Below are 24824 nucleotides of genomic sequence, written 5' to 3'. Positions count from 1 at the left end.
GCTGTTTGAGCGAAGCGAGTTCATGTGGACCCCGCCGAACGCGAGCACTGCAGGGGAGTCGCGAAGCGACCTGCGCAGTAGGGTCGGCCGGCCCGTACCGCATGCCGCCCGTCGACGCGCCCCCGGCCCTTGCACCACACGCGCCCATGGTGACCAACTCAAGCACCATGCGGCGCCTGCACATCAAAGGTCTCATCGCCGATCGCCCCGGCCGTCGCCGCACCGGGCCCGGCACGCGGCGCAACGAGATCCAACGCATGCGTCGCCAACTCGTGCGCATCGAGCAACACATGCCCACCTTCGACTCGACATGCAAACCTCGGCGTGCACCCTTCGTCGGATTGCTTCGCGCAGCCGTCATCCAGCCCGATCGTCCAGTTGTGCAACGGACACGCCACGCTGTTGCCGAACACGATCCCCTGGGACAACGGCCCGCCCTTGTGCGGGCACCGGTCCAGCAAAGCGAACACCTCGTCCTGGCTGTTGCGGAACACCGCCACGGCCACGCCCACCGGGCGCGACACGCGGCGCGAGCCCAGCACCGGGATCTCGTCGACGCGGCAGACGGTTTTCCATTCGGTCATCGGTGCCTCCTGCTTCATGAGATATCGGCGAGGTCCGGCGAGGCGATGCTCGCCTTCGGCATATAGACCAACGGCGCCGTCGCCGCATCGGCCACCGGCACGAATTGCCGCACGTCCACCTGCGCCCGGTTCGCCTCGAACCACGGATCCGGCTCGCCATCGAGCGCGAACTGCAGCCGCTCCCACAACGCCTTGCGCCCGGCCACGTCTTCCAGGATCCTCTTCTTCACATGGTCCAGGCCCACGCGCGAGATGTAGTGCACCGTGCGCTCCAGATACCAGCCTTCCTCGCGGTACAGCTGCAGGAACGCCCCCGTGTACTCCATCACTTCCTCGCTCGTCTTGAGCTTCACGAGGAACTGCGCCACCTCGGTCTTGATGCCGCCGTTGCCGCCGACGTACACCTCCCAGCCCGAGTCCACGCCGATCACGCCCACGTCCTTGATGCCGGCCTCGGCGCAGTTGCGCGGGCATCCCGAGACCGCCAGCTTCACCTTGTGCGGCGAGTACATCGCCCACAGCGCATGCTCCAGGTCCTTGCCCATCTGCGTCGAGTCCTGCGTACCGAAGCGGCACCATTCGCTGCCCACGCAAGTTTTCACCGTGCGAAGCGACTTGCCATACGCAAAGCCGCTGGGCATGCCGATGTCCTTCCACACGTCCTGCAGGTCTTCCTTCTTCACGCCCAACAGGTCGATGCGCTGCCCGCCCGTGATCTTGACCGTCGGAATCTTGTACTTGTCCGCTGCGTCGGCAATTCGGCGCAGTTCGTCCGGCGTCGTATGCCCGCCCCACATGCGCGGGACCACCGAATACGTGCCGTCCTTCTGGATGTTCGCGTGGCTGCGTTCGTTGATGAAGCGGCTCTGCGGATCGTCCTTCGCCTCCTTCGGCCAGGTGCTGATGAGGTAGTAGTTGACCGCGGGTCGGCAGCTTGCGCAGCCGTCGGGTGTGCGCCAGCCCATGCCTTCGTAGACCTCGGCATGCGTCAGGAATTTTTGTGCGCGGATCGCGTCCCGCACGTCCTTGTGGCTCGCGTCGGTGCAGCCGCAGATCGCCTTCTTCTTCGGGGCGGCGGAGTAGTCGCCGCCGGCCGTGAACATCAGGATCTGCTCGACCAGTCCGGTACACGATCCACATGAAGCGCTCGCCTTGGTGTGCTTCTTCACCTCGTCCAGCGTGAACAGGCCCTTGTCCTTGATCGCCTTGCAGATCGTGCCCTTGTTGACGCCGTTGCAGCCGCAGACCTCGGCTTCATCCGGCATCGTCGCTGCGCTGCTGTGGCCTTCGTGCCCGACGTCGCCGATGTTGGATTCGCCGAACATCAGCTTCTCGCGGATGTCGCTCACGCTGCGTCCGTCGCGCAGCAGCTTGAAGTACCAGCTGCCGTCTACCGTATCGCCGTACAGGCAGGCGCCGACCAGCTTGTCGTCCTTGATCACCAGCTTCTTGTAGACCCCGCCGAAGGGGTCGCTCATCACGATCTCTTCGGTCCCTTCGCCGCCCATGAACTGGCCGGCGCTGAACAGATCGATGCCCGTGACCTTGAGCTTGGTCGAGGTCAGCGAGCCCATGTAGCGCCCGATGCCGAACTGCGCCAGGTGATTGGCCGCGACCTTCGCTTGCTCGAACAGCGGTGCCACCAGTCCGTAAGCGATGCCCCGATGCGCCGCGCATTCGCCGACCGAGTAGATGCGCGCATCGGTCACCGTCTGCATCGTGTCGTTGACCACGATGCCGCGGTTGCAATGCAGGCGCATCGATTCGGCCAGCGTGGTGTTGGGCCGGATGCCCACCGCCATCACGACCAGGTCGGCGGGCACCTCGGTGCCGTCCTTGAACTTCACCGCCTTGACCCGGCCTTCGCCGTCGTCGACGAGTTCCTGCGTCTGCGCATTCAGCCGGAAATCGAGCCCTCGTTCTTCCAGCGACTTGCGCAGCAGGCCGCCCGCCACATCGTCGAGCTGGCGCTCCATGAGCCAGGCGTTGACGTGCACCACAGTCACGCTCATGCCGCGCAGCATCAGGCCGTTGGCGGCTTCCAGGCCGAGCAGGCCGCCGCCGATCACGACCGCATGCTTGTGTGTCTTCGCGGTCTCGATCATCGTGTTGGTGTCGGCGATGTCGCGATAGGCGATCACGCCCTTCAGGTGCTTGCCGGGCACCGGCAGGATGAAGGGATTGGAGCCGGTGCACAACAGCAGGCGGTCGTATTCCGCTTCCACCACGCTGCCGTCCGCCGCCTCGGCGCGCACGATGCGCTTCACGCGGTCGACCTCGGTCACCAGCTTGCCAGCATGCAGCGTGATGCCGTTCTCTGCGTACCACTCCCACGAGTTCAGGATGATCTGGTCGACCGTCTGCTCGCCGGCCAGCACCGGCGAAAGCAGGATGCGGTTGTAGTTGGGATGCGGCTCGGCGCCGAACACGGTGATCTCGTAGAGGTCGGGTGCGAGCTTGATCAACTCTTCCACCGCGCGAACACCGGCCATGCCGTTGCCCACCAGGACCAGTTTCATCTTTTTCATCGTGTGCTTCCCGATTGAGAGGTGATCAGAAGTGCAGCGCCATCACCGCGGTGATGCGGCCTTGTGGCGCGACGGGGATGGCGATCATGGGTTCGGCCGTGAACGGAACGCCGCTCGCGAAGGCGCGTGCGATGGCGCCGGCAGCGTCCGGCGCGTTGCCCACCATCGCGATCGCTTCGAAGGCGTCCTCGTTCTTGGCCGCGGCATCCGAGAAGCCGATGCTGCGGCGCAGGTGCGTGCCGCTCGCGTCGGGCTCCCACACTTCGATGCGGCGCGCAATCGGCGTCGCGCGGGCCGACAGGAAGGCCATCACGAAGCTGGAGCCGTCCAGCGTCGAGCACGGGATCGCGAAGCCGCGGTTGATGCCGACCTTCACCGCGCTGTCGGCGCGGATGAATCCCGCGCCCTTGCCGAGGTCCGGCAGGAACACTGGCTTCTGCGCATCCCATGCCATGCCGGGCAGGCCCGTGCCGCGACGGAACGCAGTGGCGCGCGAGATGAACTCGAAGGTGTCGCCGGTCGTGCCGTAGTAGCCGTCGACCAGCGTCATGTCGCTGGACTCTTCCGGGTCGTTGCCCCAGAGTTCGATGGCGCCGGCATGCTCCTCGTCGTCGCCGCAGAAGATCACGGCCACCGAGCTCAGCCGCTCGCCCTTGAAGATCGGCACCGCGATGCCGCAGGTCAGGCCCGCCGTCTTCGCTGCCGCGGCGCGCCGGAAGTAGGAGCCCGACAGCTCCTTGAGAACGATCGGACGGCCCGTTTCCCAGGCCCGGCCCGGCAAGCCTTCGCCACGGCCGAAGCAGAGGTTCTGGCTCACGGCCGCGAAGCGATGCGCAGGGCCGAACAGGCCACCGCCGAATTCAAGCAGGCTGCCATCCTCGCTGGGCACCCAGTATTCGATGACGCGGATGAATGTCTTCACGGCCGTATCTCCTGCTTCAGGCCGCGGCCGTCTTGTCGGCGCCGCGATCATCACGCCCGAGAGCGTGCCGTACGCCGTCTCCCAGGCGCTGCGCACATCGGGCGTGAACTCTGCGCCCAAGCCCTTGTCGAGCGTGTCGATCAGGGCCGCGCCCACCACCGCATAGTGCGCGGGCCGCGCGCCGTAGCCGACATGCCGCTCAGCCAGGCGCTGAGCGACTGGCGCCAGCGTGTCGAGGTTGCCAAGGCCCCGGGTCACGCTGCCCAGCATCGTCATGAGCTTGCGCCCTTGCTCGACCATGTCGCCCTTGAACAGCGAGCGCACATCCGGCGCCAGTTCGAACAGCCGTGCATAGAAGATTTCCGCGGCCTGGTCGGATATCGGTACGACCTTGGCAAAGCTGGATTGCACCAGTTGGATTTGATCGGGGGTCATCGTGAAGCTCCTTGTTGGTTGTTGAACACGAACACTCACGCGGCTTTCTCGACATGGCCCTGACGCGTGTACAGGAAGTCGATCACCGCCTTCCGATAGTGGACGTAGTTGCGGTCTTCCGCCAGTTCCACGCGATTGCGCGGGCGCTCCAGGTTCACCGTGAGCACTTCACCGATCGTGGCCGAGGGGCCATTGGTCATCATCACGATCTTGTCGGACAGCAGCACCGCCTCGTCCACGTCATGCGTGACCATGACGACCGTGCTCTGCGTCTTCTGCACGATGGCGAGCAACTCGTCTTGCAGCCTTGCACGCGTCAGCGCATCGAGTGCACCGAAGGGCTCGTCCATCAGCAGCACCTTGGGTTCCATGGCCAGCGCGCGTGCGATGCCGACGCGCTGCTTCATGCCGCCTGAGATCTCGCCGGGCCGCTTGTTCGTCGCCGGGGTCAGCCCGACCAGTGCCAGCGCCGCATCGGTGCGCGCCTTGAGTTGCGCTTTCTTCTCGGTGGCACCAAAGACGCGCTCCACGCCAAGGTAGATGTTCTCGTAGCAGGTCAGCCAGGGCAGCAGCGAATGGTTCTGGAACACCACCGCACGCTCCGGCCCCGGGCCGCTGATTTCCTTGTTGGCGCACAGCAGTCCGCCATGCGTCGGCCTGGTCAGCCCTGCGATCAGGTTGAGCAGCGTCGACTTGCCGCAGCCCGAGTGCCCGATCAACGCCACGAACTCGCCCTTGGCCACGGTGAGGTTGATGTCGCGCAATGCCTGGAAGCTGCCCTTGGGCGTCTTGAAGGTCTGTTCGACCTCGCTGATGTCGATGAACTTCTTGTCGGCCTTGCTGGCCACGGATGCGACTTCACTCATGACTTCACCTCTTCGAACGTGAACGCGGTGGCGATCTTGATGAGCGCGAACTCCAGCAACAGGCCGACGATGCCGATCACGAAGATCGCGATGATGATGTTCTTGACGTTGAGGTTGTTCCACTCGTCCCACACCCAGAAGCCGATGCCGACGCCGCCGGTCAGCATCTCCGCCGCGACGATCACCAGCCAGGCGGTGCCGACCGCGAGGCGCACGCCGGTCAGCATGTAGGGCAGCACGGCGGGGAAGAGGATCTTGGTGATGATCTTCCACTCGCTCAGATTGAGCACCTTGGCCACGTTCATGTAGTCGCTCGGCACGCGCTGCACGCCGACGGCGGTGTTGATGATCATCGGCCAGATGGAGCAGATGAAGATGGTCCAGATCGCCGCCGGGTTGGCGCCCTTGAACACCAGCAGCCCGATCGGCAACCAGGCCAGTGGCGACACCGGCCGCAGCAGGCTGATCAGCGGATTGAACATGCGCGAGAGGAACTCGAAGCGCCCGATCGCGAAGCCCGCCGGAATGCCCACCGCTGCCGCGAGCCCGAAGCCCAGCGCCACGCGCTGCAGCGAAGAGAGCACGTTCCAGCCGACGCCCTGGTCGTTGGGCCCCTTGCTGTAGAACGGATCGCTGAATACATCGAGCGCCTGCTTCCAGGTCTCCAGCGGCGAGGGGAAGCCATTGGTGCTGCGCAGTGCCACCAGTTCCCAGATCAGCACGAGCAAGCCGAAGCCCGCGAGCGGCGGCAGCACACGCATCCAGAACCAGCGCAGATCAATCGACCTGCGCGCCTTTTCCTCCCTCGCCCCTTTGGGGAGAGGGCTGGGGTGAGGGGCAGCCTCGACGCGGGTCACACCCTCACCCCGACCCTCTCCCGCGCGCGGGAGAGGGAGAGGGAGAGGGAGAGGAATCGAAGCGTCGAGGGGAGAGTGAAAAACAGCACTGACCATGTCCGCCTCCCTCAAGCCTGCACACGGAACGATTCCGCGTACTTCTTCGGATCCTTGCCATCCCACACCACGCCATCGAAGAGCTTGCTGGTGCGCAGCGGATCCTTCGGCACACTGACCTTCATCGCCCCGGCCACGTCCTTGTACAGGTCGATCTGGTTGATCTGCTTCGCCACTCCGAGGTAATCCGGATGCTCCTTCAGGATCCCCCAGCGCTTGTGCTGCGTGAGGAACCACATGCCGTCCGACAGGTACGGAAAGTTGACCTGCCCGTCATCGAAGAACTTCATGTGATTCGGGTCGTCCCAGGTCTTGCCCATGCCGTTCTCGTAGCGGCCCAGGATGCGCTGGTTGATCGCGTCGACGCTGGTGTTGATGTACGACTTCTCGGCCACCGTCTCGGCCATCTTGGCCTTGTTCTGCAGGTTGGCGTCGATCCACTTGCCCGCTTCCATCACGGCCATCATCACGGCGCGGCAGGTGTTGGGATTGGCCTTCACGAACTCGGCGCGCGTGCCGAGCACCTTCTCCGGATGGTCCTTCCAGATGTCCTGCGTGGTGATCGCGGTCACGCCGATCTTGTCGATGATGGCGCGCTGGCCCCAGGGCTCGCCAACGCAGAAGCCATCCATGTTGCCCACGCGCATGTTGGCCACCATTTGCGGCGGCGGCACCACGATGACCTTGGCATCGCTGATCGGGCTGATGCCCGAGGCCGACAGCCAATAGTTGAGCCACATCGTGTGCGTGCTGGTCGGGAAGGTGCCGGCGAAGGTGTACTCGCGCTTCTCCTTGGCCATCAGCTTGGCCAGCGACGGGCCATCGACCGCGCCCTTGTCGGCCAGCGTCTTCGACAGCGTGATCGCCTGGCCGTTGCGGTTCAGGCCCATCAGCACCGCCATGTCCTTCTTCGGGCCACCCGCGCCGACGTGCACGCCATAGATCAGGCCGTAGAGCACATGCGACATGTCGAGCTCACCGTTGACGAGCTTGTCGCGCACGCCGGCCCAGCTGGCTTCCTTGCTCAGCGTGATCTTCACGCCGTACTTCTTGTCGAGGCCGAGCACCGAGGCCATCACCACGCTGGCGCAGTCTGTCAGCGGGATGAAGCCGATCTTCACCTCGGTCTTCTCGGGCTTGTCCGAGCCTTGGGCCCAGACGGCGGCACGCAACGCGGGGGCGATGCCGACCGCACCTGCGGCGGCGGCTTTCAGCGCGGTGCGTCGGCTCAACTTGAATTTCAGCGCATCGGTCATGGGGCGAACTCCGGTCAAAACAACAAAACGAAAAACAAAAAGGCGCCCTTGCCACGCATCTGCTGCTCGAACTTGAATTACGAGTGCATGCGGGCAAGGACGCCTTTGTCCTGTGCGAAGGTGTGAATCTTTCTACTGCGGCCACCGATCTCGGGTCTGCGGCGTTGGCTCCGGCATAACAAGCGCTTCGCGCAATTGTTAGCCTCTGCCGCAACTTCGTTGTCACCGCACGAGAGTGCGGTTCCGCTCCTCAACCCGACCTCGGCGCCCTCGCTACGAAATCTTCACACCTTCTGGGTTGGCGGCAACCTCCGTTGGATGCCACCTGCCTGGAGACCGTCGTTGGTCTATGCCAGGAGTGATTGCAAGCAGCGTGCCAGCGATTCGGGTTTGTCGTTTGCTATCAAATCAGTAGCATCAAACGTCGATGCGATGGGGTTAAGCGGTGTATGAGCCTTCGATCAGGACCCAGGCACCCGATTTGTGCAGCGCACCAATTCAGTTTCCAGAAGGCAGGAAATCCGCCATCGAAAGCACCGACTCGGCCACATCGACCAGCCTCCGGTTCTGGTTCATCGCCGTCTGGCGCAGCATCTTGTGGGCCTCTTCCTCCGTCATGCGCTTGTGGGCCATCAACAGGCCCTTGGCTCGCTCCACCAGCTTGCGTTCGTTGAGGCCGGCGCGCACGGTTTCCAACTCGTCGCTCATGGCCTGCAAGCGTTGCGACTGCTCCTGCAGCATGTCGAGCACCGAGCGTTCGAGTTGGTGTCCATAAGCCTTGACGGTGGGCGGTTGGGGCGCGATGTCATCGAAGAATGCGGTCGCCCCGCTGGCCTCCTGCGCCCCGGCCATCTGGTCCAGCAGTGCTTCGTTGGCATCGGCTTCGGCCCGCGCCTCGGCGATCTTGCGGTCGCACAGTGCGCGCAGATCGCTCGCCAGCCGTTCTTCGATCGCCTTCATGGCGTCGATGCGCAGCGAGCAGCAGTCGAACCAGACCGTGCTGAGTTCGGAGTCGAGCGACTCGCCGGGCGCGGTGGTGATGGCCGCGCGGCGCAGGCGTTCCAGCTCGGCGAGTTCCTCCGCGGGCTGGCTGTCGCGCCAGAGCGTCGCCAGCACCGGCCCGGCAAACTCGGTGAACACGTGGAAACAACGTTCCTGCGCTGCAATCAGCTGCAGCCATTGCTGCTGCCGCGAGCCGTCGTCCTGACCCGCGGCAAAGGCGGCGGCGCCACACGCACGCTCCTGGCCGGCGAACTCCTTGCCTTGCATGAAATTGAACATGGCCGCGAGCAGTCGCGATATCTCCGGGTCCGTCGCGCCATCAGCCGCCTCGAACACCACGGCCAGCAGCCCGGTGATCAGCTTGGCGAAGGCAGCCGTCGCATCGGCCACGCCGATCTCCAGCGCGCCCACGCGCCGCCGCAAGACGGGCAGGGCATCGAGCCCTGGCAGCACCCACGCGATGCGACTGAACAAGCGTGTGCCGCTGCCCAGCCGGCGCGCCTCCGCCTGCAGCCGATCGAAGCCGGTACGCACGTCGTTCTCCAGCCGGAGGCATTCGCCGATCTGTACGCTGCGTTGCGCGGCAAAGCGTTTGCCCTGCGAGGCCAGCAGCACGTTCGACAAGCCGCGCTCGCGCTGCAGCGCATGCACCAGCCGGCCGATCGTTCCCACCAATTCGCTGGTGCGCCCGAGCTGGTCCAGTTCGTCGATTTCGCAGCGTCGTGCTGCAACTAGAAAGCTAAGTCCTGATTTCATCGTGGAAGGTCATGCAGCAACATCCGTGCCCCGAAACCGTGCGGCTTCTAAACTCCCCGGATGCTTGTACTCGGAATCGAATCGTCTTGCGACGAAACCGGCGTTGCCCTCGTGGAGGCGCAAGGCAGCGCGACGCCGCTGTTGCGTGCCCATGCGCTGCACAGCCAGATCGCCATGCACCAGGCCTATGGCGGCGTGGTGCCGGAACTCGCCAGCCGTGACCACATCCGCCGTGTGCTGCCGCTTGCGCAGACCGTGTTTGCCGAGGCCGGGCGACAACTGGGCGATGTGGACGTGGTGGCCTACACGCGCGGGCCGGGCCTGGCCGGCGCGCTGCTCGTGGGCGCCGGCGTGGCATGCGCCCTGGGCGCGGCGCTCGGGAAGCCGGTGCTCGGCGTGCACCATCTTGAAGGCCACCTGCTGTCGCCCTTCCTGAGTGCCGATCCGCCTGAATTTCCCTTCGTCGCGTTGCTGGTCTCGGGTGGCCACACGCAGTTGATGCGGGTCGACGGCGTGGGCCACTACGAAATCCTCGGCGAAACCATCGACGATGCCGCTGGCGAAGCCTTCGACAAGAGTGCCAAGCTCATGGGCCTGCCGTACCCCGGCGGCCCGTGGCTGGCCAGGCTGTCGGAGCAGGGTGATGCAACGGCCTTCAAGCTGCCCCGCCCATTGCTGCACAGCGGCGACCTCGACTTCTCCTTTGCCGGCCTCAAGACCGCAGTGATGACGCAAGCAAGGAAGCTCGGTGACCAGCTCGAAGCGCGCAAGGCCGACCTCGCCGCGTCGACCCAGGCGGCCATCGTCGAAGTGCTTCTGAAGAAAAGCATCGCGGCGCTGGAGGCCACTGGCATGAATCGCCTCGTCGTGGCCGGCGGCGTGGGCGCCAACCAGGATCTGCGCCGGCAACTCGATGCCGCCTGCGCCAAGCGCGGCGTGCGAGTGCACTATCCGGAACTTCATTTGTGTACTGACAACGGCGCCATGATCGCGATGGCTGCGGCCATGCGACTGCAGGCCGGGATGGCGGAGGCCAGCACGCGCTACGCCTTCGACGTCAAGCCCCGATGGCCACTGGATTCGCTGCAGGCTGCGTAGCCTGGCGTTGTTGAATTCCCGGCGCGGGCACCGGACGCAGGGCGGGCAACGGCAACACCTGGACGATGTCGCGCCAAAGTTGCGCCCATTGCGGCCAGTCATGGCCGCCCTCGGTGGTGAACACGTGGCCCTCGGGCAGCACCTCGGCCAGCACCTTGTGATTGCCAGCGAACCGGTCGCTGCGCCCGAAACCCAGGTAAAGCGGCGGCAAGCGGCGGGATGGTGTCGGAAAGGCATATTGCTGCAGCCAGGGCCAAAGCAGCCGGTCGGCCTCCGAATCTGAAGGCGGACCTTCCAACGCTCGCCAGGCGCGCAGTCCGCCCGCCCTCGCGATTTCAGCGCCTAGCGGCCGGCGACCCAGATAGGGCGCGATGGCCACGATGCCGTCCACGCTGCCCGGCGACGCCAACTCATGGATCAGCGCGCCAAAGCCGCCGATCGAAATGCCGATGAGCCAGATCGACTTGTAGCCCTTTTTCCGATTCGGCTGGATCACGCCCGACTGCAGGCGCTCGATGAAGGTTTGGTCGTAGTAGTACGAAACATTCGCATCCACGATCAGCACGTCAGCCTCGACGCGGTGCTGGCGTACCGCGTCCACGAAGCCCTGGCGCTCGAATTCCTCCGGCTTCAGGAACGCGCCGGGCAGGAACACCAGCAAGGTGTCGGCGCGTGAAAACGGTTGGGCAGGGTGCAATTGCGTATCCATTGGTGATTGCCGTAACAAATAACACTGAATGGAGTTCGCCAATTGACCAATTCCTCCAACTCAATGTAAGAAAAAATATTTATTAATCGTCACAATATGTGAGGTCGCTAGTTATTGTGGCTGTAAAGCAAAAAAAGCCAGCAACAAGGAGTTACCGGCTTTGAGCAAGATGAGCGCGAATTACTGAATTGACAAGTCCACCTTATTGGACGTTGGCACCAGTTTTCCGAGCCTGAGCGTCAGCACGCCGTGCTCGAGCTTCGCTTCACTGGTTGCGGTGTCGATTTCCAGCGGCATCTCGTAAGCCGCCTTGACCTGGCGCCGGGCTTCTGCCTTGCTCTCGACGCGAACCACGGCGCCTTCGATGCTGACCGACAGGTCGTCGCGGCTCAGGCCGGGCACGTCGAAGGACAGCGTCCAGCTGGTGTCGTCCTGCTCCACATTCACGTTTTGCCGCGCGATTGCAGCATTGGCAAATGCGCGGTTGACGAAGCGCTCGAAGCTGCGGTCATTGACGCGGGGCGAGCAACTGTAGAGGGTGGGTGCAAAGAACATCTTGAATCTCCTGATATCGAAGGGGTCGTTGAGGACAAAAGGGGCGGACACTGGCAGCCCCTTACACTGCGCGGCCTTTCCATCATGAGTGCCGCATGCCACCTCATCTAGGCCTTTGCGGACGCCTTTCAAGAGCATGAACTCCTCCAATATTTCGCGCCGCCGGGCCTTGAAATCCGGCGCGCTGGCGCTAGGTGGCGCGCTCGCCGCATCGATATCGTTCCCGTCGCACGCGACGGCCCCTGCACCGATTCCCCTTGCCCTCATCGAAAGCCTCAGCGGGCCCTTCGCCAACACCGGCGAGGCCGTGTTTCGCAATCTGCAATGGGCGGTGGAGCGCGTCAATGCGCGCGGCGGCGTCAAGCTCCCCGGCGGCGCCCGGCCGCTCAAGCTCGAGCGCTACGACAGCAAGGGACAAAACGAGGAGGCGCTGTCCGCCCTGCGCGCCGCCATCGACGATGGTTCGCGCATCGTGGTTCAGGGCAACTCGTCGGCGACGGCCGCCGCGCTGGTCGACGCCATTGACAAGAACAACGAGCGCGACCCGTCCCGGCGCGTGATCTTCCTCAACTATTCGGCTGTCGACCCGGCGCTGACCAACGAGCGCTGCAGCTTCTGGCACTTCCGCTTCGATGCCCATGCCGACATGCGCGTGACCGCGCTGATGGATGTGATGAAGGACGACGCCTCCCTGGAGCGCGTCTACCTGATCGGGCAGGACTACAGCTTCGGCCAGTCGGTGCTGCGTGAATCAAAGCGGCAGCTCGGGCTGCTGCGGCCCGATATCCAGATCGTCGGCGAGGACTTGCATCCGATGGGCCGCGTGAAGGACTTCGCCCCCTATGCCAGCAAGATCCTCGCAAGCGGCGCGCAGGCCGTGGTCACGGGCAACTGGGGCAATGACCTCACGCTGCTCGTGAAAGCCGCACGCGAGGCCGGCTACCAAGGCAAGTTCTACACCTTCTATGGCAACGCCCTGGGCGCGCCGGCCGCGATGGGCGACGCCGGCATCGGCCGCGTCATCGCCGTCGCCGACTGGCTGCCGAACGTGCAGACGCCGGCCTCCGAGGCCTTCTACAAGTCGTTCCGCACGCGCTTTCCCAACCCTGCCGATGACTATGTCCACATGCGGATGCAGTTGTTGATCGAGGCACTGGCGCAGGCGCTGGAGCGCGCCCGCAGCACCGAGGCGGTACCGCTGGCCAAGGCGCTGGAGCATGCCGATGTCACCCTGGCCGGCCGGCGCGGCCGCATGCGCGCCAGCGACCACCAGTTCCAACAGCAACTCGTGGTCGGCGTCATGGACCGGCAGGGTGCGCCCGGCGTGAAATTCGACGTCGAGGGCTCGGGCTACGGCTTCCGCGTGATCAAGTCCATCGACGCCACGCGGGCCGAAATGCCCACCACCTGCCGCATGCGCCGGTACGACTGATTCGCCAGGGGGAAGGCGCCAGCCGATCCCTTGTTGACGGACACGCTGCCCTGTCGTTGATGGCGCGGCAGGCAGAATCTCCCGATGCGTCAAACCATCCTCCATCTCGAAGCCTCGAAGATCCGTGAAGTCGCCAATGCCGGGCTTGGCCGCGACGACGTGCTTGCCTTCTGGTTTGGCGAAAGCGACGAAGTCACGCCCGATTTCATCCGCCAGGCCGCCATCGATTCCCTCGCCAGGGGCGAAACTTTCTATGCCCACAACCTCGGCCTGCCCGAGCTCCGCGAGGCCATCGCGGACTATGCGAGCAAGCTGCATCCGCGCATCGATGCCGGCCGCATCGCGGTCACTTCCGGCGGCGTCAATGCGCTGATGCTGGCCGTGCAGGCCCTGGTCGATGCGGGCGACGAGGTCGTTGCGGTCACGCCGGTCTGGCCGAACCTCACGGCGCAGCCGGCGATCCTTGGCGCAACCGTGCGCTGCGTTTCCCTGGTCCCCAGGAACGGCGAATGGACGCTGGACCTCGACGCCTTGCGCGCCGCCGTCACGAGCCGAACCAAGCTGCTGATCATCAACGCCCCGAACAACCCCACCGGCTGGACGCTGACGCGCGACGAACAGCAAGCCATCCTCGACCACTGCCGCGCCACCGGCACCTGGATCCTGGCCGACGAGGTCTACGAGCGCCTCTACTTCGAACCCGCGCCCAACGGGTGTGCGCCGAGCTTCCTCGACATCTCGACGCCGGACGATCGCCTCGTGGTCGCGCACAGCTTCTCCAAGAGCTTCCTCATGACTGGCTGGCGCCTGGGCTGGCTGGTGCTGCCGCCGTCGCTGATGGACGGCATGGGCAAGCTCATCGAATACAACACCTCCTGCGCCAGCGTCTTCACCCAGCGTGCGGGCATCGAGGCATTGCGACGCACCGACGAAGTCACGCCCCGCGTCGTCGCGCACCTGAAGCAGTGCCGCGACACGCTGGTGCCCTTGCTGCAAGGCGTCCCCGGCGTCAAGGTCGCGCCGGCAAGGGGCGGCATGTACGCCTTTTTCCAGCTTGAGGGCTTTTCGGACTCCCTGGAAGTCGCCAAGCGCCTCGTCGCCGAAGCCGGCCTGGGCCTCGCTCCCGGCAACGCCTTCGCTCCCGAGGCCCAGGGCTGGCTGCGCTGGTGCTTCGCCTCCAAGGACCCGCAGCGCCTGGTCCAGGGCGTCGAGCGCCTGCGCGGATGGCTGCTGAACGCAAGGACCTGAGGTCTGTCTCGATGACGTCCAGGCGCTCCGATGGATGAAGTGCGCGTTCGCGGTTCGGCGCTCGCCGGCTTGCAAACCGTCGCGTCGGTGCCTTCGTTCCGACCATCCTGGACTTCCTCCTGTGGTTTGCCGGTGCCTCGCGCTTGAGCGGGGCGGAAGCGGCACTTTTCACCGCGATCCTGCCCGTGTCCGCCCTGGTGCTGGCGGCACTGTGGCTCGGCGACTGCATCAGCGCCGCGCAGATCGCCGGTGCGCTCTGCGTACTTGGCGTGGTCGCCTTGGCATCACGGGGTGAATCCGGCAGCAAGCGGCCGGAAAGACCATCCAGGGCGCTCGGGCTATAATCGACAGGCTTTGCATGCCGCAAGGCGCACGGTGCGTGCAGTTCCAGCGCGCACCGCAAGTCAAATTCCACCCGGAACAAGGAAATTTCAAATGATCGCAGCCTCCATCAAGGCCGAAGTCGTCAAAGACAACGCCCGCGCCGCCAATGACACTGGCAGCCCCGAAGTCCAAGTCGCACTGCTGACCGCCCGCATCAACGAGCTCACCCCTCACTTCAAGACGCACGCCAAGGACCACCACGGTCGCCGCGGCCTGCTGCGCATGGTGAGCCGTCGCCGCAAGCTCCTCGACTACCTCAAGTCCAAGGACGCTGACCGTTACACCGCGCTGATCGCCAAGCTGGGTCTGCGCAAGTAAGCCAACCGCATGCAAGAACGCCTGAGTTAGTCCGCTAGCTCAGGCGTTTTTTACTTCGCGGTTCCATTTTCGGAGTGCCCAACAGAGCGAAGCTGTGTCATTCCAGGGAAGTTCGGTCGAGCTTCGCTGGAATGGCATCGTGTTCTGACGAGCGCTCCAAAAGCCCGCAGGGTCGTGTGACCCTGCTATCAAAACAGGAGCAAACATGAGCCTCTTCAACAAAGTCACCAAGTCCTTCCAGTGGGGCGACAAGACCGTCGTCCTGGAAACGGGCGAAATCGCGCGCCAGGCGTCTGGCGCCGTCAAGGTCGACATCGACGGTACCGTCGTGCTGGCCACGGTCGTTGCTTCCAAGTCCGCCAAGCCGGGCCAGGACTTCTTCCCGCTGACCGTCGACTACATCGAGAAGACCTACGCCGCCGGCAAGATCCCCGGCAGCTTCTTCAAGCGCGAAGCCAAGCCCAGCGAACATGAAACGCTGACCAGCCGCCTGATCGACCGCCCGATCCGCCCGCTGTTCCCCGAAGGCTTCCTGAACGAAGTGCACGTGGTCATCCACACGCTGTCCTTGAACCCTGAAGTCGATGCCGACATCGCCGCCATGGTCGGTGTGAGCGCCGCGCTGTCGATCTCCGGCATCCCGTTCAGCGGCCCGATCGGCGCCGCCCGCGTGGGCTACATCAACGGCCAGTACGTGCTGAATCCGGGCCAGACCGCCCGCAAGGATTCGCAGATGGACCTGGTCGTCGCCGGCACCGAAGCCGCCGTGCTGATGGTCGAATCCGAAGCCCTGCAACTGAGCGAAGAAATCATGCTCGGCGGCGTGGTGTTCGGCCATGAACAAGCCAACATCGCCATCAACGCGATCCACGAACTCGTGCGCGACGCCGGCAAGCCGGTGTGGGATTGGCAAGCGCCGGCCGAAGACGAAAACTTCGTCTCGAAGGTCAAGGGCCTGGCCGAAGAAAAGCTGCGCGCCGTCTACCAGATCCGCAGCAAGCAAGCCCGCACCCAAGCCCTGCGCGAAGCCAATGCTTCCGTGATGGCCTCGCTCAAGGAAAGCGGCGAACCCTTCGACGCCGGCAAGGTCAACGACCTGCTGTTCGGTATCGAAGCCAAGATCGTCCGCAGCCAGATCCTCGAAGGCGAACCCCGCATCGACGGTCGCGACACGCGCACCGTGCGCCCGATCGAGATCCGCAATTCCGTGCTGCCGCGTACCCACGGTTCGGCCCTGTTCACCCGCGGTGAAACGCAGGCGCTGGTCGTGACCACGCTCGGCACCGAGCGCGATGCACAGCGCATCGACGCACTCGCCGGCGAGTACGAAGACCGCTTCCTGTTCCACTACAACATGCCTCCCTTTGCCACCGGCGAAGTGGGCCGCATGGGCTCGACCAAGCGTCGCGAAGTGGGTCACGGCCGCCTGGCCAAGCGCGCGCTCGTCGCCTGCCTGCCGACCAAGGAAGAGTTCCCGTACACCATCCGCGTCGTCTCGGAAATCACCGAGTCGAACGGCTCCTCGTCGATGGCTTCGGTCTGCGGCGGTTGCCTGTCGATGATGGACGCCGGCGTGCCGATGAAGGCGCACGTCGCCGGCATCGCCATGGGCCTGATCAAGGAAGGCAACCGCTTCGCGGTGCTGACCGACATCCTGGGTGACGAGGACCACCTCGGCGACATGGACTTCAAGGTCGCGGGTACCACCAACGGCATCACCGCGCTGCAGATGGACATCAAGATCCAGGGCATCACCAAGGAAATCATGCAGGTCGCCCTGGCGCAAGCCAAGGAAGCGCGCATGCACATCCTCGGCAAGATGCAGGAAGCCATGGGCGAGGCCAAGGCCGAAGTGTCGAACTTCGCACCGCGCCTGTTCACGATGAAGATCAACCCCGAGAAGATCCGCGACGTGATCGGCAAGGGCGGCTCGGTCATCCGCGCACTGACGGAAGAAACCGGCACGCAGATCAACATCGACGAAGACGGCACCATCACCATCGCGTCGACCGATCCTGAAAAGGCGGAAGCCGCGAAGAAGCGCATCGAGCAGATCACGGCTGAAGTCGAAATCGGCAAGGTCTACGAAGGTCCGGTCACCAAGATCCTGGACTTCGGCGCGCTGATCAACCTGCTGCCCGGCAAGGACGGCCTGCTGCACATCAGCCAGATCGCGCACGAGCGCGTCGAGAAGGTCACGGACTACCTGAGCGAAGGCCAGATCGTGAAAGTCAAGGTCCTGGAGACCGACGAGAAGGGTCGCGTCAAGCTGTCGATGAAGGCGCTGACCGAGCGTCCGGCCGGCATGGAATTCCAGGAACGTGCGCCGCGTGAAGACCGTGGTGATCGCGGCGACCGTGGTGGCGAGCGTCGTGAGCGTGGCGATCGTCCGCCGCGTGGCGACCGCGAGCCGCGTGCACCGCGTTTCGAAGGCGAGCGCAATGAAGCGCCGCGCGAACAGCGCAACGATGCACCGCGTGAGCAACGCAACGAGCCGCAGCAACAGCAACCGCGCGAAGCCGCGCCGGCCCTGGCCGAGCCGCAGCAAAGCGTTTACGCCTCGCGCGTCGAGAGCGACAACAGCGGCGATCGTCAGCCCTGAGGCCGGCAGGCAGGGGCCGTCGCAAGGCGGCCCTTGTCCTTTGTTCCACAGCGTTTCGTCCCCGCGACGGAATGCAGTCCGAAGAGACCATGAAAGCCATTGAAATCACTTCGTTCGGCGCCCCTGAGGTGCTGCGCGTCAGCGAGCGTCCGGCGCCCGTGGCGGGTGCGGGTGAGTTGCTGGTTCGTGTCGCGGCCAGCGGCGTGAACCGGCCCGACGTGCTGCAGCGCATGGGTCACTATCCCGTGCCGCCCGGCGCGTCCGATCTGCCCGGTCTGGAACTGGCAGGCGAGATCGTTTCCGGCGATGCCGAGGCGATGGCAGCCGCCGGCCTGAAGGTCGGCGACCACGTCTGCGCGCTCGTCGCGGGCGGTGGATATGCCGAGCTGTGCGTGGCGCCCGTTGCGCAATGCCTGCCGGTGCCCAAGGGCTGGAGCGACGTCGAGGCGGCCACGCTGCCGGAGACCTTCTTCACCGTCTGGAGCAACGTGTTCGAACGCGGTCGCTTGCAGGCCGGTGAAACGCTGCTGATCCAGGGCGGCTCCAGCGGCATCGGCGTGACCGCCATCCAGATGGCGAAGGCGCTCGGCGCCACCGTGATCGTGACGGCCGGCAGCGACGACAAGTGCGAAGCTTGCCTGAAGCTCGGCGCCGACCATGCGATCAACTACAAGACCGCCGATTTCGTCGAGGAAGCGAAGAAGCTCACCGGCGGCAAGGGCGTCGACGTGGTGCTCGACATGGTCGCCGGCAGCTACGTGGCACGCGAGATCGAATGCCTGGCCGAAGACGGCCGGCTCGTGATCATCGCGGTGCAGGGCGGCATCAAGAGCGAGATCAATGCCGGCCTGGTGTTGCGCAAGCGCCTGACGGTCACCGGCTCGACGCTGCGTCCGCGCCCCGTTGCATTCAAGGGCGCGATTGCGAAGGCCTTGCGCGAACAGGTCTGGCCCTTGCTGGAACGCGGCGCGATCAAGCCCGTGATCCACAGCAGGTTTGCGGCGGGAGAGCAGGGCGGTGCGGTGAAGGCGCACGAACTGATGGAGTCGAACCAGCACATCGGCAAGATCGTGCTGACCTGGTAGGACGAGAAAAATGACAACTCACAAGAACAAGCTGATCGCGGGCAACTGGAAGATGAACGGCGGCCTCGCTGCCAACTCGGCGTTGGTCGATGCGCTGAAGCAGGGCGTGGGCGAGCCAGCCTGCGACGTCGCACTGTGCGTGCCGGCGCCGTATCTGGCGCAGGTGCAGTCGCTGGTGGCCGGCTCGCCGCTGGCGCTGGGTGCGCAGGACGTGTCGGCCCATGCGCAAGGCGCGTATACCGGCGAGCAATCCAGCGTGATGCTGAAGGACTTCGGCGTGCGCTATGCGATCGTCGGCCATTCGGAGCGCCGCCAGTACCACGGTGAAACGGATGCGACGGTGGCTGCGAAGACGGCGGCTGCTCTGGCCAACGGCATCACGCCGATCGTCTGCGTCGGCGAAACCCTGGCGGAGCGCGAAGCGGGCCAGACGGAAGAAGTGGTCAAGCGCCAGCTTGCCGCGGTGATCCATCTCAATGGCCATTGCATCAGCGAAATCGTGGTGGCCTACGAGCCCGTGTGGGCCATTGGCACCGGCAAGACGGCCACGCCTGCGCAGGCGCAATCGGTGCACGCCTTGCTGCGTGCGCAACTGCATCATGCCGCAAGCGAACATGCGGCCGGTATCCGAATCCTCTACGGCGGCAGCATGAACGCAGCCAATGCGGCCGAGTTGCTCTTGCAGCCCGACATCAACGGTGGCCTGATCGGCGGCGCGTCGCTCAAGGCCCCTGACTTTTTGCAAATCATTGCGGCGGCGCGCTGATCTTCAGTGCACCGCGATATGAATCGAACTTGGAGTAAGAACGAATGAACGTGTTTCTCAACATACTGACCGGCGTGCAGATGCTCTCGGCGCTGGCGATGATCGGCCTGATCCTGATCCAGCACGGCAAGGGTGCCGACATGGGTGCGGCGTTCGGCAGCGGCAGTGCCGGGAGCCTCTTTGGTGCAAGCGGTAGCGCCAATTTCCTGTCGCGCACCACGGCGGTGTTGGCCGCAGTCTTCTTTGCCTGCACGCTGGGCTTGGCCTACCTCAGTCACGCACGTCCGAGCAGCGGTGGCGGCAGCCTGATCGAGCGCGCCGCGACCACCGCACCGGCGCCCGCACCTGCCGCTCCGGCATCGGGTTCGGCCGCACAAATCCCGGCGACGCCAGCACCGGCAGCAGGCACTGCCGCGCCAGCAGCGGAGCCAGCCGTACCCGCAGGCGGCGCCGCGCAGATTCCATCGAAGTAAATACATCGTTCGATGCACTCGCTGCAAGAAAACGTTTCATTTCAGGGTAAACTCTGACTCTGTCTGGAAAGCCAAATCCTTCATGGTCCTCATGCCATCCAGATAGACAAGAAAAACCGCGGTCGTGGTGAAATTGGTAGACACGCTATCTTGAGGGGGTAGTGGCGAAAGCTGTGCGAGTTCGAGTCTCGCCGACCGCACCAAATCTCACGAGCAGGAATCTCTTCCTGTTCGTGGCAAGCGGTGATAGAACCTTCCCGATGAACCTCGAAACATACCTCCCAGTCCTGTTGTTCATCCTGGTCGGTATCGGGGTAGGCATTGCGCCCCAGATCCTCGGCTACATCCTCGGGCCGAATCGTCCCGACGCAGCAAAGAACTCCCCTTACGAGTGCGGCTTCGAAGCTTTCGAGAATGCCCGCATGAAGTTCGATGTCCGCTACTACCTGGTGGCCATCCTCTTTATCCTTTTCGATCTTGAAATCGCTTTCCTGTTTCCCTGGGCCGTCGCGCTGAAGGAAGTGGGTGCAGCAGGTTTCTGGGCCGTCGTCATCTTTCTCGCCATCCTCGTCGTGGGCTTCGTCTACGAGTGGAAAAAAGGCGCGCTTGACTGGGAATAACAATGGCCATTGAAGGCGTTTTCAAGGAAGGCTTTGTCACCACGTCGTACGACTCCGTGGTGAACTGGGCCAAGACAGGCTCGCTGTGGCCCATGACCTTCGGTCTGGCCTGCTGCGCGGTCGAGATGATGCATGCGGCTGCTGCGCGCTACGACATCGGCCGCTTCGGCGCCGAGGTGTTCCGTGCCAGCCCGCGCCAGTCCGATCTGATGATCGTGGCCGGCACGCTGTGCAACAAGATGGCACCGGCGCTCCGCAAGGTCTACGACCAGATGGCGGAGCCGCGCTGGGTGCTGTCCATGGGTTCCTGTGCGAACGGCGGTGGCTACTACCACTACAGCTATTCGGTCGTGCGCGGCTGCGACCGCATCGTGCCGGTCGACGTCTATGTGCCGGGCTGCCCGCCGACCGCCGAAGCGCTGATCTACGGGATCATCCAGCTTCAGCAGAAGGTTCGCCGAACCAACACCATCGCGCGGGCCTGAGCATTCATGACCACTTTTGCGATTGCTCCCGAAGTTCTCAGGGACACGATTTCCGCCGCGCTCGGCGACAAGCTCGCCAGCATCAAGGTGGCGCTGGGCGAGGTGACCGTCACCGTCAAGGCCGACGCCTACCTCGAAGTCATGGAGACCTTGCGCGATGCGCCGGGCTGCAAGTTCGAGCAGCTCATCGACATCTGCGGCATGGACTATTCGGCCTGGCGCGATACTGAGTGGGATGGCCCGCGCTACTGCGCCGTCTCCCACTTGTTGTCTGTGTCGTTGAACCAGCGCGTGCGCGTCAAGGTGTTCTGCCCGGACGACGACTTCCCGGTCATTCCCTCGGTCATGCACATCTGGAACTCGGCCAACTGGTTCGAGCGCGAGGCTTTCGACCTCTATGGCATCGTGTTCGATGGCCACGTCGACCTGCGCCGCATCCTGACCGACTACGGCTTCATCGGCCATCCGTTCCGCAAGGACTTCCCGCTGTCGGGTCACGTCGAGATGCGTTACGACGAAGAGCTCAAGCGCGTGGTCTACCAGCCCGTGACGATCGAGCCGCGTGAAGTCACGCCGCGCATCATCCGCGAAGAGAACTATGGAGGCCTGCAGTAATCATGGCCGACATCAAGAACTACACCCTGAATTTCGGCCCGCAGCATCCGGCCGCGCACGGCGTGCTCCGTCTCGTGCTCGAGCTGGACGGCGAGGTCGTGCAACGCGCCGACCCGCACATCGGCCTGCTGCATCGCGCCACTGAAAAGCTCGCCGAAGGCAAGACCTTCATCCAGTCGCTGCCGTACATGGACCGTCTCGACTACGTGTCGATGATGTGCAACGAGCACGCCTATTGCCTGGCGATCGAGAAGCTGCTTGGCCTTGAAGTGCCGATCCGCGCGCAGTACATCCGCGTGATGTTCTCGGAAATCACGCGCCTGCTGAACCACCTGATGTGGCTCGGCTCGCATGCCAACGACTGCGGCAGCTCGACCGTGCTGATCTACGCGTTCCGCGAACGCGAAGACCTGTTCGACATGTACGAGGCCGTGTCGGGTGCGCGCATGCATGCGGCCTACTTCCGTCCGGGCGGTGTGTACCGCGACCTGCCGGACACCATGCCGCAGTACACGGTCAGCAAGATCAAGAATGCCAAGGCGCTCGCTCGCATGAACGAGAACCGCCAGGGTTCGATGCTGGACTTCATCGATGACTTCACGAAGCGCTTCGTGAAGCACATGGAGGAGTACCACACGCTCTTGAGCGACAACCGCATCTGGAAGCAGCGCACCGTCAACATCGGCGTGATGACGCAAGAGCGTGCGTTGAGCCTGGGCCTGACCGGCCCGATGCTGCGCGGCTCCGGCATCGCCTGGGACCTGCGCAAGACGCAGCCCTACGACGTCTATGACCGCATGGATTTCGACATCCCAGTGGGCAAGACCGGCGACTGCTACGACCGCTACCTGGTGCGCATGGAAGAGATGGCCCAGTCGAACCGCATCATCAAGCAGTGCGTCGACTGGCTGCGCGTGAACCCGGGTCCGGTGATCACCGACAACCACAAGGTGGCGGCCCCCGCGCGCGAATCCATGAAGTCCAACATGGAAGAGCTGATCCACCACTTCAAGCTCTTCACCGAAGGCTTCCACGTGCCGGAAGGCGAGGCCTATGCGGCCGTCGAGCACCCGAAGGGCGAGTTTGGCATCTACCTGGTCAGCGATGGCGCGAACAAGCCCTATCGCCTGAAGATTCGCGCGCCCGGATTCGCGCACCTTGCCGCGCTCGACGAAATGGCGCGCGGCCACATGATCGCCGACACCGTGGCGGTGATCGGAACGCTGGACATCGTGTTCGGAGAGATCGATCGATGAGCAACCCCCACCACACACCCGCGAGCGCGCAGGTGATCGACGATGCGATGCTCGCGCGCTTTGCGCGTGAAGTCGCCAAGTACCCGGCCGAGCAGGCGCAATCGGCCGTGATGGCCTGCCTGCAAATCGTGCAGAAGGCGCACGGCTGGGTCAGCATCGAAAGCGAGAAGGTCATTGCCGACTACCTCGGCATGCCGCAGATCGCCGTCCATGAAGTGACGACCTTCTACAACATGTACAACCAGCATCCGTTGGGCAAGTTCAAGCTCAACGTGTGCACCAACCTGCCGTGCCAATTGCGTGACGGCGTGGTCGCGCTGGCGCACCTGGAAAAGAAGCTCGGCATCAAGATGGGCGACACCACGGCGGATGGCCTGTTCACGCTGCAACAGAGCGAATGCCTGGGCGCCTGCGCCGATTCGCCGGTGATGCTCGTCAACGACGTGACCATGTGCAGCTTCATGAGCAACGACAAGCTCGACCAGCTCATCGACGGCCTGCGCACGGCCGAAGGGAGTGCCTCGTGATGAACGCCGATCAAGTCCTCGCCCAGTTCCAGGCGACGGGCGTCCAGACCTGCTTCCACAACCGCCACATCGAACCGCAGATCTATGCGGGCCTCGATGGCACCAACTGGCGCCTGGCCGACTACGAAGCGCGTGGCGGCTACACCGCGCTGCGCAAGATCCTGAGCGAAGGCATGACGCCGGACCAGGTGATCGCCGAGGTCAAGAGCTCGGGCCTGCGCGGCCGTGGCGGCGCTGGCTTCCCGACCGGCCTGAAGTGGAGCTTCATGCCCCGCCAGTTCCCGGGCCAGAAGTACCTGGTTTGCAACTCCGACGAAGGCGAGCCGGGTACCTGCAAGGACCGCGACATCCTCCAGTTCAACCCGCACATCGTGATCGAAGGCATGGCCATCGCCGCGTACGCGATGGGCATCAGCGTTGGCTACAACTACATCCACGGCGAGATCTTCCAGACCTACGACCGGTTTGAAGAAGCGCTGGAAGAAGCGCGTGCCGCTGGCTACCTCGGCGACAAGATCATGGGCAGCAACTACAACTTCCAGTTGCACGCGGCCCACGGCTTCGGCGCCTACATCTGCGGCGAGGAAACCGCGCTGCTCGAATCGCTCGAAGGCAAGAAAGGCCAGCCGCGCTTCAAGCCGCCGTTCCCGGCCAGCTTCGGCCTCTACGGCAAGCCGACGACGATCAACAACACCGAGACCTTCGCGGCGGTGCCGTGGATCATCAACAACGGTGGTCCGGCGTACCTCGAATGCGGCAAGCCGAACAACGGCGGCACCAAGATCTATTCGGTCAGCGGTGATGTCGAGTTGCCCGGCAACTACGAAGTGCCGATGGGCACGCCGTTCAGCAAGCTGCTTGAACTCTGCGGCGGTGTTCGCAAGGGGCGCCAGCTGAAGGCGGTGATCCCGGGTGGATCGTCCTCGCCGGTGCTGCCGGCGTCCATCATGATGGAATGCACGTTGGACTACGACTCCATCGCCAAGGCCGGTTCGATGCTGGGCTCGGGCGCGGTGATCGTCATGGACGACAGCCGCTCGATGGTCGAGTCGCTCAAGCGGCTTTCGTACTTCTACATGCACGAATCCTGCGGCCAGTGCACGCCGTGCCGCGAAGGCACGGGCTGGCTGTACCGCGTGGTCGAGCGCATCCACAACGGGCAGGGCAAGGCAACCGACATGGACCTGTTGAACTCGGTGGCCGACAACATCCAGGGCCGCACGATCTGCGCACTCGGCGACGCCGCCGCGATGCCGGTGCGCGCCATGATCAAGCACTTCCGCCACGAGTTCGAGGCGCTCATTCCGGGCTACGTCCCCGCAGCGGCCGCCAAGGCCTGAGGGACGGGA

At 64.3% G+C, this 24824-nt stretch carries 23 protein-coding genes, 1 tRNA gene and 1 pseudogene; 16 read left to right on the top strand and 9 right to left on the bottom strand.

Annotated elements, in window-relative coordinates; genetic code table 11:
- Positions 1-158: 158 nt before the first annotated feature.
- The 7 genes from nirD to WKW82_RS33980 form a co-directional block, all read right to left on the bottom strand.
- A complete protein-coding gene (nirD, locus tag WKW82_RS34010; protein WP_340347421.1) occupies positions 159-584 on the bottom strand; it encodes a nitrite reductase small subunit NirD in 426 nt (141 codons plus the stop codon).
- Positions 585-598: 14 nt separating this feature from the next.
- Positions 599-3112 carry a nitrite reductase large subunit NirB gene (gene nirB, locus WKW82_RS34005; protein ID WP_340347420.1) on the bottom strand — a complete coding sequence of 838 codons (2514 nt, stop codon included), beginning with the start codon at positions 3110-3112 and terminating at the stop codon, positions 599-601.
- 25 nt (positions 3113-3137) lie between these two features.
- Positions 3138-4469 carry a globin domain-containing protein gene (locus WKW82_RS34000; protein ID WP_340347419.1) on the bottom strand — a complete coding sequence of 444 codons (1332 nt, stop codon included), beginning with the start codon at positions 4467-4469 and terminating at the stop codon, positions 3138-3140.
- A 35-nt stretch (positions 4470-4504) separates the two neighbouring features.
- A complete protein-coding gene (locus WKW82_RS33995; protein WP_340347418.1) occupies positions 4505-5335 on the bottom strand; it encodes an ABC transporter ATP-binding protein in 831 nt (276 codons plus the stop codon).
- Positions 5332-6288, bottom strand: coding sequence for a nitrate ABC transporter permease (gene ntrB / locus WKW82_RS33990; RefSeq protein ID WP_340347417.1), 957 nt, complete (start codon positions 6286-6288; stop codon positions 5332-5334). The genes WKW82_RS33995 and ntrB overlap by 4 nt, the downstream gene beginning before the upstream one ends.
- A gap of 11 nt (positions 6289-6299) precedes the next feature.
- A complete protein-coding gene (locus tag WKW82_RS33985) occupies positions 6300-7544 on the bottom strand; it encodes a CmpA/NrtA family ABC transporter substrate-binding protein (RefSeq protein ID WP_340347415.1) in 1245 nt (414 codons plus the stop codon).
- Positions 7545-8042: 498 nt separating this feature from the next.
- On the bottom strand, positions 8043-9302 hold the full coding sequence (locus tag WKW82_RS33980; protein WP_340347413.1) for a nitrate- and nitrite sensing domain-containing protein: 1260 nt from the start codon (positions 9300-9302) through the stop codon (positions 8043-8045).
- A 60-nt stretch (positions 9303-9362) separates the two neighbouring features.
- On the opposite strand from WKW82_RS33980, the gene tsaD reads away from it, so the two are divergent.
- A complete protein-coding gene (tsaD, locus tag WKW82_RS33975) occupies positions 9363-10400 on the top strand; it encodes a tRNA (adenosine(37)-N6)-threonylcarbamoyltransferase complex transferase subunit TsaD (protein WP_340347411.1) in 1038 nt (345 codons plus the stop codon).
- Here tsaD and WKW82_RS33970 read toward each other — a convergent pair.
- Together WKW82_RS33970 and WKW82_RS33965 are read right to left on the bottom strand one after the other, a co-directional pair.
- Positions 10360-11097 (bottom strand): alpha/beta hydrolase, encoded by a 738-nt coding sequence (locus WKW82_RS33970; protein WP_340347409.1) that lies wholly within the window; start codon positions 11095-11097, stop codon positions 10360-10362. The genes tsaD and WKW82_RS33970 overlap by 41 nt on opposite strands.
- 192 nt (positions 11098-11289) lie before the next feature.
- On the bottom strand, positions 11290-11664 hold the full coding sequence (locus WKW82_RS33965; RefSeq protein WP_340347407.1) for an Hsp20/alpha crystallin family protein: 375 nt from the start codon (positions 11662-11664) through the stop codon (positions 11290-11292).
- Positions 11665-11800: 136 nt separating this feature from the next.
- Between WKW82_RS33965 and WKW82_RS33960 the strand changes: the two genes are divergently transcribed.
- From WKW82_RS33960 to nuoF, 15 genes and pseudogenes are all read left to right on the top strand, one after another.
- Positions 11801-13096, top strand: a complete 1296-nt coding sequence (locus WKW82_RS33960) for a branched-chain amino acid ABC transporter substrate-binding protein (RefSeq protein ID WP_340347405.1) — start codon at positions 11801-11803, stop codon at positions 13094-13096.
- Positions 13097-13180: 84 nt separating this feature from the next.
- Complete coding sequence (locus WKW82_RS33955) at positions 13181-14344, top strand: pyridoxal phosphate-dependent aminotransferase (protein ID WP_340347404.1); 1164 nt, start codon at positions 13181-13183, stop codon at positions 14342-14344.
- 101 nt (positions 14345-14445) lie between these two features.
- A pseudogene (locus tag WKW82_RS33950) lies at positions 14446-14688 on the top strand (EamA family transporter); the annotation flags it as partial.
- Between the two features lie 91 nt (positions 14689-14779).
- Positions 14780-15046, top strand: a complete 267-nt coding sequence (rpsO, locus tag WKW82_RS33945; protein ID WP_007837783.1) for a 30S ribosomal protein S15 — start codon at positions 14780-14782, stop codon at positions 15044-15046.
- Between the two features lie 205 nt (positions 15047-15251).
- Positions 15252-17648 carry a polyribonucleotide nucleotidyltransferase gene (gene pnp, locus WKW82_RS33940; RefSeq protein ID WP_422823653.1) on the top strand — a complete coding sequence of 799 codons (2397 nt, stop codon included), beginning with the start codon at positions 15252-15254 and terminating at the stop codon, positions 17646-17648.
- 89 nt (positions 17649-17737) lie between these two features.
- Positions 17738-18733, top strand: a complete 996-nt coding sequence (locus WKW82_RS33935; RefSeq protein WP_340347401.1) for an NAD(P)H-quinone oxidoreductase — start codon at positions 17738-17740, stop codon at positions 18731-18733.
- 10 nt (positions 18734-18743) lie between these two features.
- Positions 18744-19499, top strand: a complete 756-nt coding sequence (gene tpiA / locus WKW82_RS33930) for a triose-phosphate isomerase (protein WP_340347399.1) — start codon at positions 18744-18746, stop codon at positions 19497-19499.
- A gap of 44 nt (positions 19500-19543) precedes the next feature.
- Positions 19544-19972 (top strand): preprotein translocase subunit SecG, encoded by a 429-nt coding sequence (secG, locus tag WKW82_RS33925; RefSeq protein WP_340347398.1) that lies wholly within the window; start codon positions 19544-19546, stop codon positions 19970-19972.
- 118 nt (positions 19973-20090) lie between these two features.
- A tRNA-Leu gene (locus WKW82_RS33920) sits at positions 20091-20175 on the top strand.
- A 57-nt stretch (positions 20176-20232) separates the two neighbouring features.
- Positions 20233-20592, top strand: a complete 360-nt coding sequence (locus tag WKW82_RS33915; RefSeq protein ID WP_340347396.1) for an NADH-quinone oxidoreductase subunit A — start codon at positions 20233-20235, stop codon at positions 20590-20592.
- 2 nt (positions 20593-20594) lie between these two features.
- On the top strand, positions 20595-21077 hold the full coding sequence (locus tag WKW82_RS33910; RefSeq protein WP_140839331.1) for a NuoB/complex I 20 kDa subunit family protein: 483 nt from the start codon (positions 20595-20597) through the stop codon (positions 21075-21077).
- A gap of 6 nt (positions 21078-21083) precedes the next feature.
- The gene (locus WKW82_RS33905) at positions 21084-21692 is read left to right on the top strand and encodes an NADH-quinone oxidoreductase subunit C (RefSeq protein ID WP_340347392.1); all 609 of its coding nucleotides are present in this window, start codon (positions 21084-21086) and stop codon (positions 21690-21692) included.
- A 2-nt stretch (positions 21693-21694) separates the two neighbouring features.
- The gene (locus tag WKW82_RS33900; RefSeq protein ID WP_340347390.1) at positions 21695-22948 is read left to right on the top strand and encodes an NADH-quinone oxidoreductase subunit D; all 1254 of its coding nucleotides are present in this window, start codon (positions 21695-21697) and stop codon (positions 22946-22948) included.
- The gene (locus tag WKW82_RS33895; protein WP_422823652.1) at positions 22945-23475 is read left to right on the top strand and encodes an NADH-quinone oxidoreductase subunit NuoE family protein; all 531 of its coding nucleotides are present in this window, start codon (positions 22945-22947) and stop codon (positions 23473-23475) included. Before WKW82_RS33900 ends, WKW82_RS33895 begins: the two co-directional genes overlap by 4 nt.
- The gene (gene nuoF, locus WKW82_RS33890; RefSeq protein ID WP_340347389.1) at positions 23475-24815 is read left to right on the top strand and encodes an NADH-quinone oxidoreductase subunit NuoF; all 1341 of its coding nucleotides are present in this window, start codon (positions 23475-23477) and stop codon (positions 24813-24815) included. The genes WKW82_RS33895 and nuoF overlap by 1 nt, the downstream gene beginning before the upstream one ends.
- The last annotated feature ends 9 nt before the right edge of the window (positions 24816-24824 follow it).

It is taken from the genome of Variovorax rhizosphaerae (assembly GCF_037889975.1).
Classification (GTDB): domain Bacteria; phylum Pseudomonadota; class Gammaproteobacteria; order Burkholderiales; family Burkholderiaceae_C; genus Variovorax; species Variovorax rhizosphaerae.
The sequence above is the reverse complement of the archived record's forward strand: the minus strand, read 5'-3'. Positions and strand labels throughout refer to the sequence as shown.